The sequence below is a fragment of the Nocardia pneumoniae NBRC 100136 genome (assembly GCF_000308755.1).
Taxonomy (GTDB): domain Bacteria; phylum Actinomycetota; class Actinomycetes; order Mycobacteriales; family Mycobacteriaceae; genus Nocardia; species Nocardia pneumoniae.
Genome location: NZ_BAGF01000044.1, coordinates 46,275 through 58,941 on the forward strand (window position 1 = coordinate 46,275; position 12,667 = coordinate 58,941).

12 protein-coding genes are annotated in these 12,667 nt (G+C 70.6%); 3 read left to right on the top strand and 9 right to left on the bottom strand.

Translation table 11 applies throughout. The features are described 5' to 3' along the window. Positions 1–48: 48 nt before the first annotated feature. The 6 genes from lnt to ON34_RS13860 all read right to left on the bottom strand — a co-directional run bounded on the left by lnt (position 49) and on the right by ON34_RS13860 (position 6,466). The gene (lnt, locus tag ON34_RS13835) at positions 49–1,731 is read right to left on the bottom strand and encodes an apolipoprotein N-acyltransferase (protein ID WP_051022556.1); all 1,683 of its coding nucleotides are present in this window, start codon (positions 1,729–1,731) and stop codon (positions 49–51) included. A 231-nt stretch (positions 1,732–1,962) separates the two neighbouring features. Continuing rightward, the gene (locus tag ON34_RS13840; protein WP_040779431.1) at positions 1,963–3,561 is read right to left on the bottom strand and encodes an amidohydrolase; all 1,599 of its coding nucleotides are present in this window, start codon (positions 3,559–3,561) and stop codon (positions 1,963–1,965) included. A gap of 40 nt (positions 3,562–3,601) precedes the next feature. After that, positions 3,602–3,856 carry a ribbon-helix-helix protein, CopG family gene (locus ON34_RS13845; RefSeq protein ID WP_040779433.1) on the bottom strand — a complete coding sequence of 85 codons (255 nt, stop codon included), beginning with the start codon at positions 3,854–3,856 and terminating at the stop codon, positions 3,602–3,604. Between the two features lie 57 nt (positions 3,857–3,913). Continuing rightward, positions 3,914–4,396 carry an FxsA family protein gene (locus ON34_RS13850; RefSeq protein ID WP_040779435.1) on the bottom strand — a complete coding sequence of 161 codons (483 nt, stop codon included), beginning with the start codon at positions 4,394–4,396 and terminating at the stop codon, positions 3,914–3,916. A gap of 91 nt (positions 4,397–4,487) precedes the next feature. After that, positions 4,488–5,147 (bottom strand): response regulator, encoded by a 660-nt coding sequence (locus tag ON34_RS13855; RefSeq protein ID WP_040779436.1) that lies wholly within the window; start codon positions 5,145–5,147, stop codon positions 4,488–4,490. Between the two features lie 146 nt (positions 5,148–5,293). Next, positions 5,294–6,466 carry a sensor histidine kinase gene (locus tag ON34_RS13860; protein WP_040779437.1) on the bottom strand — a complete coding sequence of 391 codons (1,173 nt, stop codon included), beginning with the start codon at positions 6,464–6,466 and terminating at the stop codon, positions 5,294–5,296. Between the two features lie 345 nt (positions 6,467–6,811). Here ON34_RS13860 and ON34_RS13865 point away from each other — a divergent pair, with 345 nt between their 5' ends. Continuing rightward, complete coding sequence (locus ON34_RS13865) at positions 6,812–7,579, top strand: TSUP family transporter (RefSeq protein WP_040779439.1); 768 nt, start codon at positions 6,812–6,814, stop codon at positions 7,577–7,579. Here the strand turns inward: ON34_RS13865 and ON34_RS13870 are convergent, their stop codons facing one another. Then, positions 7,580–8,227: a TetR/AcrR family transcriptional regulator gene (locus tag ON34_RS13870; protein ID WP_245548022.1), complete on the bottom strand. Its 648-nt coding sequence runs from the start codon at positions 8,225–8,227 to the stop codon at positions 7,580–7,582. A gap of 415 nt (positions 8,228–8,642) precedes the next feature. Between ON34_RS13870 and ON34_RS13875 the strand changes: the two genes are divergently transcribed. Beyond that, the gene (locus ON34_RS13875) at positions 8,643–10,172 is read left to right on the top strand and encodes a TldD/PmbA family protein (protein WP_040779440.1); all 1,530 of its coding nucleotides are present in this window, start codon (positions 8,643–8,645) and stop codon (positions 10,170–10,172) included. Positions 10,173–10,240: 68 nt separating this feature from the next. After that, on the top strand, positions 10,241–11,557 hold the full coding sequence (locus tag ON34_RS13880) for a metallopeptidase TldD-related protein (protein ID WP_051022558.1): 1,317 nt from the start codon (positions 10,241–10,243) through the stop codon (positions 11,555–11,557). 33 nt (positions 11,558–11,590) lie between these two features. On the opposite strand, the gene ON34_RS13885 is transcribed toward ON34_RS13880, so the two are convergent. Together ON34_RS13885 and ON34_RS13890 are read right to left on the bottom strand one after the other, a co-directional pair. Further along, on the bottom strand, positions 11,591–11,974 hold the full coding sequence (locus ON34_RS13885) for a PPOX class F420-dependent oxidoreductase (protein ID WP_040779441.1): 384 nt from the start codon (positions 11,972–11,974) through the stop codon (positions 11,591–11,593). A gap of 76 nt (positions 11,975–12,050) precedes the next feature. Continuing rightward, entirely contained in the window at positions 12,051–12,620 is a 570-nt protein-coding gene (locus ON34_RS13890; protein WP_040779519.1) for a PadR family transcriptional regulator, read from the bottom strand. Positions 12,621–12,667 lie beyond the last annotated feature (47 nt).

A 12,667-nucleotide genomic window follows, 5' to 3' on the forward strand; every position in this document is an offset into this window, starting at 1 on the left:
CCCAGTACTTCAGGACAAGTTGGGGGCAAGAACAAACTGAATGTTCGGTTATTTCTGGTTCGGTTGGACTACCGGTCGAGCGTTCACGCCAGAGTGGTCGGTCGAGTCGTCCTCGCGCGTGGATCGCCGCCGGAGGATCGCGGCCAGTACGGCGGCAGCGGTCAGAATAGCGAAAACTCGCTCCGGTACCGGGCCAATTCGCGTGGCAAGCGTGTTGTCGTCGCGCAGCGGAAGCTCCGCGACCAAGGCGGCGGGCACGAACAGCGCCGTTTCCTGCCGCACGCTGCCATCGGCGGCGATGATCGCGCTCACACCCGAGGTGGCCGCGACAACCAGCGCCCTGCCGTGCTCGACGGCACGGATACGCGACATGGCCAGCTGCTGATAGGTCATCTCGCTGTCGCCGAAGGTAGCGTTGTTGGTGGGCACGGTGAGCAGCTCGGCGCCCGCGCGCATCGCGTCTTCGAACGACCGGTCGAAGGCCACCTCGTAACAGGTGGCGACGCCGATGTCGATACCCGCGGCCCGCACCACGCCGTCGCCGTGGCCCGGGACGAAATACCCTGCTCGATCGGCGTATTCGGAGAACAGCCGGAAGAAGCCGCGCATCGGCAGGTACTCGCCGAAGGGCTGGATGATCTTCTTGTCGTGCCGCTCCCCCGGGCCCGCCGCGCCGTTCCACACCATCACCGAGTTGGTGGTGGTCCGATCCGAGTTGACCAGCACCGCGCCGACCAGGATCGGTGCGCCGATCCGCTCGGAGGCCGCGGTGATCAAGGCGGCGGCGTCGCCATTGCGCAGCGGATCGATGTCCGAGGAGTTCTCCGGCCAGATCACCACGTCCGGTCGGGGTACGCGGCCCGCGGCGACGTCCGCGGCCAATTCCTCGGTGCGCCGCACGTGGTTGTCCAGCACGGCACGCCGTTGTTCGTTGAAATCCAGTCCCAGCCGCGGCACGCTCCCTTGGATCGCGGCGACCGTAACCGTTCGGTCGCCCGCGTCCGGGTCGGGCAAGGCCGAGCGGAGCAGCAGTCCGGCGACCGGCATGACAGCCACCGTGAGCACCGCCGCGGCATACGCCAGTCGGGCCGCCCGGGCCCCGATCGCGGAGGTTCCGGGCTGGGCCTCGTCTTCCCTTCCGGGTGCACGACGCGACCACAGCAGGGACAGCAGTGCCGCGGCGCCGGTTCCGGTGAGGGCCACCGCGAACCCGACCAGCGGTGCGCCACCGACCGCGGCCAGCGAGAGGAACCAGCCGTCGGCTTGACCGAATGCCAAACGACCCCAGGGAAATCCGCCGAAGGGGAAGCTGGAGCGGCCCCACTCGGCGGTCGTCCAGGCCAGCGCCACCCACAGAGGCCAGCCGGGCAGCGTGCCGACGAGCCGGGCCAGCAGGCCGAAGACGCCCACGTAGACCGCGCACGCGGTGGACAGCGCGAGCCACGGCACCGGCCCCACGTAGATGCCGGTCCACGGCAGCAACGGAACGAAGAACGCCAGACCGGCCAGGAATCCGTAACCGAACCCCCCGCGCAGGCGCCCAGCGCTTCGGACGACCAGCGCGAGCACCGCGATGCCCATTGGCGCGAGGAACCACCACGGTCGCGGCGGAAAGCTGCCGAACAGCAGCAGTCCGGCGAGGATCGCCGCCCCCGAGCGCGCTGGCACCGGACGCCCGCGCACCGCGGGCGACAGCGACCGCACCCATTCCGCTACCCGCTCGCGCACCATCACCCGGCTACCGTCCGCCATCCGTTCGCCATCCGCCACTCGGCGGACGCACGCCATATCGGAGATCGCCCAGCCGACGCTCGCCGTACGCCGAACGACTCCCAGGTGCGGGACGCCTGCCGTTTCCCGGTGGAACGGACCCGCGATCCTCGCGAGTCTTCCCCGTCATCGCGCACCGGAATGCCCAGCCGACGACCGGTGAGTTCGGGCGTCGGCTCGCCGCCGACCCGATCACGCCGCATAGACCGTCGCTCCCCGGTGCACAGTGCGCAGGCACCTCGGCAGCGGTGAATCAGGTTCCAGCGCAGGCAATCCCGGGACGCGCGATCGCGGGTCGGTGGACCAGCGCTGGACCGAGTCGGCGGCAGCGGCGACGACGAGTTCGTCGGCGTCCCAGATCGCATAGGACGCCGGAGCACCCGGTACCAGCGTGCCCGCCACACCGTCGCGGACCCCGCCGGCGCGCCAGGCGCCGCGCGTCGCCGCGGCGAATGCGGCGCGCGGCGACAGGCCGTATCCCGGGGTGCGATGGTTGGCCGCGGCCCGCACCGCCGCCCACGGATCGAGGGCGGTGACCGGGGCGTCGGAGCCGATCGCGAGGGCGACACCGGCCGCGGCCATGGCGGCGAACGGGTTCAGGGTCGCGGCGCGGTCGGCGCCCAGCCGCGCGGCGTACATGCCGTCCGCTCCGCCCCAGGTGGCGTCGAATCCCGGCTGCACACTGGCGATCACGCCCCAGCGCGCGAGTTTCGTGATGTGCTCGGCGTCGACCAGTTCGGCATGCTCGACGCGGTGCCCGAGCGCGGCGACGGCGGGCCCGCCGAGATCGTCGGCCACCCGCTCGATACCGGCGACGAGCGCGTCCATCGCGGCGTCGCCGATCGCGTGGAATCCGGCCTGGATCCCCGCCACCGTGCAGGCACGGACATGATCGGCGATCGCCTCCGCATCGAGATAGCTTCGGCCGCAACCGGGCTCGTCGGCGTAGGGCGTGCGCAACCAGGCGGTGCGCGACCCGAAGGAGCCGTCGACGAACAGGTCGCCGCCCAAGGCGTGCACGCCGAGTTCCTCGATCAGGGCCCGTGCCTGTTCGGCGCTGCGCACCGCCTCGCCCCAATACGCCCGGACCTGCACGCCGTGCTCGAATTCGAGCAGTTCGCGAAGGTCCTCGCGCCCAGCGATCTCCGGACCCGCGCATTCGTGCACCGCGACGATCCCGCGCGCGGCGGCGTGGTCCAGCGCCGCGGCGCGCGCCCGATCCCGTTGCGCCCGAGACAGACTCGCGAGCGCGGCGGTGCGCACGCGATGGTGGGCCGCGGCGCGCACCGGCTCGCCGCGGGTGAACCCATCGGTCGAGGTCAGCTCGGGCAGCGTGTCCAGCAGCGCGGAGGACGCCACGGCGGAGTGCGCGTCCACCCGGGAGAGGTACACGTGGCGACCCGCGCCCGCCGCCGCGTCGATCTCCTCGACGCTGGGCGGCCGGCCCTCCGGCCAGGCGGTCTCGTCCCAGCCGTCACCCAGGACGGCGCCGTCGGGGTGCGCCTGGGCGAACGCGCGCAGCAGGCGCAAGCAGTGTCCGAGCGACTCCGCGCCCGACAGGTCCAGCCCGGTCAGCTTCAGCCCGAGTGCCGTGACGTGCACGTGTGGATCGACGAACGCGGGCGCGACGAAGGCGCCGCCGACGTCGACGATCTCGGCGTCCGGGTGCAGCGCGCGTCCTGGCTGCTCGGCGCCCAGCCAGACCACGGTCCCGTCGGTCACGGCCATGGCCGTGGCATCCGGTGAACTCGCGCTGTAGAAACGACCGCCGATCAGCAACTGGGTACTCACGGGGCACCAGTCTGCCGTATGCCCGAACGGGCGGTTTCGGTCAGCCGTTCAGTGCGGGGCGGCGCGCCAGATCCTCCTGCTGCGCCAGCACCGTCATCACCTCCGCGTACTCCGGCGGCGCGCCGCCGGTTCCGCCCGCCGCCGTGGACCGGCAGCCGGCCTCCACGGCGATCAGCTCCAGCCGCAGCGCCGCGGCCGTGAATCCGGAAATCGACTGTCCCGCAGCGGCCGCCGCACGTCGCACCGCGGCAGCCAGCTCCTCGCTCACCGTCACGGTGAGTTGCTCGGTGGCCATCGCGCCACGATAGCCCTTCGGCGCGCCGCACGGAACCTGGCGTAGGCTATTTTCCGCTCAGGACGGGCTGATCGCGCGGCGGGCGTCGCCCTGTCCGTCGTCGTACCACTGCCGCACCACGAGGCCGTCGATCACCTCGTCACCGTCGATCACGACACCGCGATAGGGTGCGGCGGCGGCGATCCTGCCGAACCGTCGCGCCGCGAACGCCGTGACCAGCGGACGCACCATAAACCGTGTCGGGGGCAGCAGCAGAAGCAGGCCGAGCAGCGAGGTGACCAGGCCGGGCACGAACATCAGCACGCCACCCGCCGCGACCAGCGCGCCGTCGGCCACGGCGGTGCCCGGCGCGATTTCTCCGCGACCGGCCCGCCGGAACTGCTCGAACACCCGGCGGCCCTGCGAGCCGACCAGCAGCATGCCCGCGGCCGACCCGGCGATCAGCACCAGAATCGTCGGCATGACGCCGATCAGCTGGCCGACCGCGACCAGCGCGGCGATCTCGACGACGACGTACAGCACGAACAACAACGCGGCCATGGCGATCCCTTCGGACGATCTACCCGGTCAACGTCCGGAACCCGCGTTTTTCTCCCGCGCCCGCCTGAAAAGACGCTGAGATCCGCCCTGGTCAGCCGCCCGGGCGCACCAGGCCCGTCTCGTAGGCCAGGACGACCGCCTGAACCCGGTCGCGCAGACCGAGTTTCGTGAGCACCCTGCCGACGTGCGTCTTGACCGTGGCCTCGGAGAGGTACAGCTGCTCGGCGATCTCGGCGTTGGAGCGGCCCGCCGCGATCTGCTCGAGCACCTCGCGTTCGCGGGCGGTGAGCACGTCGAGCACGCCCGGGTCGCGGGTGCGTGCCGGGTTCTCCGCGATGAGACGGTCCAGCAGGCGCTTGGTCACCTTCGGCGAGACCACGGCGTCACCCGCGGCGACGCTGCGGATGGCCGAGATGAGGTCTTCCGGCGGGGTGTCCTTCAAGAGGAATCCGCTCGCTCCCGCGCGCAGCGCGCCGAGCGCGTGCTCGTCGAGGTCGAAGGTCGTCATGACGAGCACCCGGCTGCCGTGCCCGGCCTCCACGATGCGGGTGGTGGCGGCGACACCGTCGACGACGGGCATCCGCACATCCATCAGCACGACGTCGGGTCGCAGCTCCGCCGCCCTGGCGACCGCGGCGGCGCCGTTGGCCGCCTCGCCGATGACGTCGATGTCGGGGTGCGCGCCGAGCACCATCTTCAATCCCATACGCATGAGTTCCTGGTCATCGACAACGAGAACGGTGATCGGCACGCCCCCAATGTAACGTGGGCGCTTGCGCGTCTCGGGGGTCCTGCGGCGCGATCATCCCCGGCAACCGCTCCCCGACTTTGCCTCCATCATCGAATTCGCTTGAGGCGCAGCGGTTTACGCACCGCGCGACCGGCACGGAGCCAGGCTCACTCCGCAAGGCCCGGCCGCAGCGGGATGCTCGCGTGCACCCGCCAGGCTCCGTCCGCGTCGGGTCCCGCGTCCAGGCTGCCGCCCAGCACGGCGACGCGCTCGCGCATGCCGACCAATCCGAGCCCGCTGCCCTCGATGCGGGTGGCCGGTTCGCGCAGCGGCACACCGCCGCTGTCGGTGACGTCGATCAACACGTCGGAGTCGGTGCGACGCACCCGCACCCATGCTTTCGGATGCGGGCCCGCGTGCCGCAGCGTGTTGGTCAGCGACTCCTGCACGATGCGGTGCACGCCCAGACTGACCTCCGGCGCGATGTCGTCCAGTTCGCCGGTCAGCTCGAGTTCCACGTCGAGACCGGTGCCGCGCATCATCTCCACGACCTTGGCGAGACCGGCGGTGCCGTGCTGGGGCAGCTGGTCGGGCGCGTGCTCGGTACGCAGCAGGGCCACCGTTCTGCGCAGTTCGCGCAGCGCTTCGCGGCCGGTGCTGGCGATGGTGGTCAGCGCCTGCTCCGCCGCGTCGGGGTCGCGGCGCAGCGCGTATTTCGCGCCGTCGGCTTGCACGATGATCACGCTCACCGCGTGCGCCACCACGTCGTGCAGTTCCCTGGCGATGCGGGTGCGTTCGGCCGAGACGGCGTCGTGCGCGCGGCGTTCTTTGTCGTAGTCGGCGACCGCCAGACGGGCCGCGACCTCGGCGTCGTAGGCGTGCCGTGCGCCGATGAACTCCGCGAGCGTCCAGCTCAGCGCGTAGAACATGGCCGTGAAGACGATGTCGGGCCCGGTCGGCCGGTCGAGCGCCGCGATCGAGAGCACGACGTCCACGCCGAGGCCGAGCCCGAACCACAGTCCCTGGCGCCGCCCGACGTAGGCGACCAGCGTGTACAGGATGATGCCCTGGGACAGCAGGGCGATGTGGTCGGCGTCCTCCTCGGTGAGGAAGCCCACCAGCGACGCGGTCATCGACAGCGCCAGTGTGGCGACCGCCATCGTCCGCGGGTACACCCGGCGCAGCACCACCGGGAGCGGAAGCAGGACGCCGACGGCCAGATACGCGAGCTTGTTGTGCGCGTTGCCCACCCCGACGATCTCCAGCAGCAGCAGCGCCGCCGCCAGCGCCGAATCGGCCACGATGGGCTTGCCCCGAAGCCACAGACTGAACCGACGCACGGGTTCAGCCTAGGTGGGCCGGGCCCGCGCCCATCTCGGCGGCGGACCCTGGGTGCACAAGGCGCCCGTGCAAACCCCGGCAGCAAGCATCGCGCTCGACACGTCTCTGGACAACTCGCTGCGCGGGGCCACCGGAGTCCGGCCGCCGCGGGGCGCCGAGATCGCCGCGCCTCGAGTGGACGCAGTCTCCGACATTCGTGCGCACAGCAGACGAACCGGTCGGCCGGGGCATCACAACGCCGCTCTGCGCGGCCAGGCGCGAACTGGCCACGCTGCGATCCGGGTGCGGTAACTCACGCCAGCGCCGGATCGGCAACCGCGCCTGCTGTCTGGTTGTCTGACCGGGTGGAGATCGGTGACTGGGCGGTTCTGTTGACGGCGGCGACGGCCGCGGGATGGGTGGACGCGGTGGTGGGCGGCGGTGGGCTGATCATTCTGCCCACGCTGTTCGTGGTGGCCCCAGGCATCGCGCCGCAGACCGCGCTCGGCACCAACAAGCTCGCCTCGGTGGCCGGGACGAGCGCCGCGGTGGCGACCTTCGCACGGAAGGTGCCGATGCGCTGGCGGGTGCTGGTGCCCGCCGCCGTGATCGCGGCGGTGGCGGCCGCTGGCGGCGCCGCCGCGGTCTCCCTCATCGATCGCGAGCTGTTCATCCCGATCGTCATGGTGGTGCTGGTCGGTGTCGCGGTGTTCGTCACTATGCGTCCGTCGATCGGCGTCACGCTGGCCACCCATCCGCCCACGCGGCGCAAGGTCGTCCTCACCGTGGCACTGGCCGCGGGATTGATCGGGTTCTACGACGGCCTGCTCGGACCCGGCACCGGAACGTTCCTGATCATCACCTTCGCCACCCTGCTCGGCACCGAGTTCGTGCGGGCGGCGGCCATGGCCAAAGTGCTCAACTGCGGATCCAACATCGGCGCGCTGATCTTCTTCGGGGCGACCGGCCACATCCTCTGGGCGCTCGGTGCCGCGATGGCCGCGGGGAACGTGCTCGGCGCGGTGCTCGGCTCCCGGATGGCGGTGCGCAGGGGCGCGGAATTCGTGCGCGTCGTGCTGCTGGTGGTGGTGATCGCGATGGTCATACGGTTGGGCTGGCAGCAGTTCGGGTGATCAGCCCACCGGCTCGACGTGATGGGTGGCCAGCCAGGGCTGCAGGACACGCGAGGCCGTCTCGTGAATCTGGTGGTGCAGGCGCTCACCGTCCTCGATTCCGGTCACCGGCTGCTGGAACAACACGGTCAACGCACCCGACACCGCGCCGACGACCGCCCCGACCAGCGCGGCGGCGCCCACCTCGTCGAGTTCGGCGGGGAACGCGGCGTGCAGCTGCCTGGCGATCTCGCGCTGCGCGACCAGCTGGGCGTGCGCGGCGCGGCCGCTCACCGCGGGCACGGTACGCGACACCGTTGCGCGCAGCGCGGCTATCCGGGCGGAAAGGTCGTCGATGAGGTGTTCGCGGGGATTGTCGCCCGCGGCCCGCAACGCGCGCAGCATGACCTCCACCGGACGTTCGCCGGGGCGTCTGCTGGCGATCGCGGCCACCGCGGCGCGCACCCGCTCATCGGATTCCGGGAAGAGCAGCTCTTCTTTGCTGGCGAAGTAGTTGAAGAACGTGCGCGTGCCGACGTCCGCCGCGGCGGCAATGTCGGCCACCGTCGTGTCGTCGTAGCCTCTGGTCTCGAACAGCTCGGCGGCGGCTTCGAGGATGGCTCGGCGGGTACGTTCGCGCTTGCGGTCACGGAGAGCGGATGGCGGCACGCGGGCACAGTACGGCATCCGGCGAGCAATACGCGGCAATCGTCGGGTGTCGCGCGTGCCGTTCATCCTGCGCCATCACGCATTCCGCGCACATCGGCACTCGATGCAGCTTCGTACAGGGTGTAATCGGCAATCAATCCGCCGTGCGCGGCGGCACCGAGCAGGCGGCTGCCTCGTGGGTCCCAGCGACCTTCCGTGTGTGAGGCGGAAGCTCTGCCGCCTCACAGCGGAAAGTAACTTCCCTCGCCCCGGCGCTGGCTACAAGCGGACCTTGCCAGGCTGCCATTGTGCGGCGTCTCAGCGTTCGCCCGGCTCGGGGGTCATGTCGGGCTGCGCCCTCATGCATCGACCTTCGCGCTCGGTCCCGCGCGGGCTACGGGCGGACGTCGTCCGGTCGGCCCATTATGTTGGTCGGGTGAGCATCGCGACTTCCAGAGACGTGGACGCCGAGTTCCTCGGCCTGCCACTGGCCGCGCTCGCCGACGCCGCGCTCACCGCGGCGACGGCGGCCGGCGCCGAGCACGCCGACCTGCGGGTGCACCGGCTGGTCACCCAGTCGATCCGATTGCGCGACGGACGCGTGGAGGCCGTCACCGACAGCACCGAGCTCGGCTTCGCCGTGCGCGTGATCGTGGACGGCACTTGGGGTTTCGCGTCGCACGCCGCGCTCACGCCCGATATCGCCGCCGAGGTGGCCCGCACCGCGGTCACCGTCGCCACCACGCTGCGCGCGCTCAACCGGGAGCGCGTCGAACTCGCCGCCGAGCCACGCTACGCCGGAGCGCGCTGGGTCTCCGACTACGACATCGACCCGTTCACCGTGCCGACCGGCGAGAAGGTCACGCTGCTGCAGGACTATTCGGAGCGGCTGTCGCACGCCGACGGCGTCGATCACGTCACCGCCAGCCTGCTCCAGGTCAAGGAGCAGACCTTCTACGCCGACACCGCCGGGTCGTCGATCACCCAGCAGCGGGTCCGGCTGCATCCGAGTCTGGAAGCCATCACGGTGGACTCCGCGGCGGGGGTGTTCGAGACGATGCGCACGCTGGCCGCACCGGCGGGCCGCGGGTGGGAGTACGTCACCGGCGCCGACGGGATCTGGGACTGGGACGGCGAACTCGCGCGGATCCCGGAGTGGCTCGCCGAGAAGGTCAAGGCGCCCAGCGTGCAGGCCGGGCCGACCGACCTGGTCATCGATCCGACCAACCTGTGGCTGACCATCCACGAATCCATCGGCCACGCCACCGAGTACGACCGCGCCATCGGCTACGAGTCCGCCTACGCGGGCACATCGTTCGCCACGCCCGACAAATTGGGCACGCTGCGCTACGGGACACCGATCATGCACGTGACCGGCGACCGCACCGAAGCGCACGGCTTGGCCAGTGTCGGCTACGACGACGAGGGTGTCGCCGGGCAGCGGTGGGATCTGGTGCGCGACGGCATCCTGGTCGGGTACCAGCTGGACCGGGTGTTCGCCCCCCGGCTCGGCCTGGAACGATCCAACGGCTGCTCGTACGCGGACTCGGCGCATCACGTGCCGATCCAGCGGATGGCCAACGTCTCGCTGCAACCCGACCCCGACCGCGACACCAGCACCGAGGAACTGATCTCCCGGGTGGACGACGGCATCTACATCGTCGGCGACAAGTCGTGGTCGATCGACATGCAGCGCTACAACTTCCAGTTCACCGGTCAGCGGTTCTTCCGCATCCGCGGCGGCAAGCTGGACGGCCAGCTGCGCGACGTCGCCTACCAGGCCACCACCACCGACTTCTGGGGTGCGATGGAGGCGGTCGGCGGCCCGTCCACCTGGCAGCTGGGCGGTGCGTTCAACTGTGGCAAAGCGCAGCCAGGGCAGGTCGCGTCGGTCAGCCACGGCTGCCCCTCGATCCTGGTGCGCGGCATCAACGTTCTCAACACCCGGACGGAGGCCGGCCAGTGACCGACGACCTGTTCCCCGCGAGCGCGACCGTGGAGCGGGCGCTCGCGCTGTCGAGCGCCGACGAGACGATGGTGATCGTCCGTGACGAGCACGAGGCCTCGCTGCGCTGGGCCGGCAACTCGATGACCACCAACGGATCGTCGGTGTCGCGCAGCTGGGCGGTGATCTCGGTGTTCCGCGAGGGGCCCACCCTCGCTCGGGTCGGCACGATCGCGTCGACCAGCGTGGACCCCCATGACATCGCCGCGGTGGTGCGGGCCAGCGAGGAGGCCGCGCGCACCGCCGAACCGGCCAAGGACGCCATGCCCCTGCTCGAGCCAGGCGCCGTCGACGACGACTGGTCCGCCCCGGCTGTCGGCACCGGCATCGAGGTGTTCACCGATCTCGCCCACGACTTGGCCGCGGGTTTCGACAGCGCCGACCGCCTCTACGGCTTCGCCCATCACCAGATGCACACCACATGGCTGGGCACCTCCACCGGCATCCGCCGCCGCTTCGTGCAACCCACCGGTTCGGTGGAGATCAACGGCAAACGCGGCGCGGACGCGGATCTGGCCAGCGCGTGGGTCGGGGTGGGGACCACCGACTTCACCGACGTCGACGTGACCGGTCTACTCGCCGAGCTGTCCCGGCGCCTGGACTGGGCCAAGCGCAAGATCGAGTTGCCCGCGGGCCGCTACGAAACCCTGCTGCCGCCGTCCACCGTCGCCGACTTGATGATCTACCTGGCCTGGTCGATGGAAGGCCGCGGCGCGCAGGAGGGTCACACGGCGTTCGCGCGCGCGGGCGGCACCCGGATCGGCGAGCGCCTGACCGACATTCCGCTCACGCTCTACTCGGACCCGTACGCGCCCGGCTTGGAATATCGCCCGTTCGTCGCGACGACCGCGTCATCGGAGTCGATGTCGGTGTTCGACAACGGCATGCCCGCCGAACGCGTCGACTGGCTGCGCGACGGGGTGATCTCCGCGCTGATCTACCCCCGCGCCACGGCCGCCGAGTTCGACGCCCGCGCTACGGTTCCCGGGGAGAACCTGCTGCTGACCGGAGGATCCGACGCGAGCATCGACGAGATGATCGCCCGCACCGAGCGCGGTCTGCTGCTGACGACGCTGTGGTACATCCGCGAGGTCGATCCGGCGACGCTGCTGCTCACCGGACTGACCAGGGACGGGGTGTACCTCGTGGAGAACGGGGAGGTCACCGCCGCGGTGAACAATTTCCGGTTCAACGAGAGCCCGCTGGATCTGCTGCGGCGGGCGACCGAAGCGGGCGCCACCGAGATCACGCTGCCGCGCGAATGGAAGGACTGGTTCACCCGGACCGCCATGCCGCCCTTGCGGATTCCGGACTTCCACATGTCCTCGGTCAGCCAGGCGACCTGACACCGTCGCGTGGCGTCGACCGCCCGCGGCAGGTCAGGCGGCCGGGGTGATCTCGATGCCGATGGTGCCGGACTTGCCGCGGCGCAGATTGCTGCCGAGGATGATCAGCGGGCCGGTGAGCCAGTACTTGCGCCGCAAGAGTTTGCGCACCCGTTCGGTGCCTTCGGCGTCGAGGATCCGGGCGGTCCCTTCGATTACCTCACCGTGCGGTTTGCCCGTCGCGCTACAGGGTTGCAGGGTGACCGTGGGATTGCGGCGCAGCCGCTTGACCTTCCAGCTGTCGGTCACCGTCCAGACGTACAGTTTGCCGTTCTCGGACACCGCCCACACCGCGGTGCCGACAGGCGTGCCGTCCTTGCGGAAGGTGGTCAGCAGCACGTAGTCGGCCGCGGCGACGGCTCCCAGCGCATTCGTCATGCCAGGCAGCGTATCCGGCGATCGCGTCCTGCTGCGCGCCGCCGAGCAGCCGCTGTCTTCCGTCGCGCCCGTCAGCTCAGCTCGGATCGGCTTGTCGCGTGTCCGACATCCGGTACTCTCCCGCCTCCAGCCGCGCGAGCACCCCTTCGGTCCACCCCGACAGGTTCTCGAAGACGCCGCTCCACAGCTCCAGCAGATCCGTCGCGTGCGGCGCCTCGTACCGTCCGGGGAAGGCCGGGATCATGGCGAGCAGGCTGCTGCGCACTTCCTCACTGCGGCGGCGCTGCTCGCGCAATTTCTCGATCACGTGCGCCCTCGGCAGCGCGTCCATGAACGCGATGGCCGCGCCGAGTTCCTCCATGTCGACGCTGACCAGCGCCTCGTCCATGAGCCTGCGGAACTCGGCCTCGCCCGCCTCGGTCATCTGGAACAGCGTGCGGCCGGGACCTTGCTCGCTGTCCTCGGTGCCGAACGCGCTCAGCTTGCCCTCCTGGGTGAGCTGTTTGAGCGCGTGATAGATCGACCCGGGTTTGACGTTCGTCCAGGTCTCGGCGCGCCACGACAGCAACTCCCGCCGCACGGCATAGCCGTGGGTGGGCTGACGCAGGCGCATCACGCCCAGCACCAACAGGCGCACGGCCGACATGGCGAACTCCTTCCGGTCGGACCTCGCCATAGTAGTCAAGTTTGACT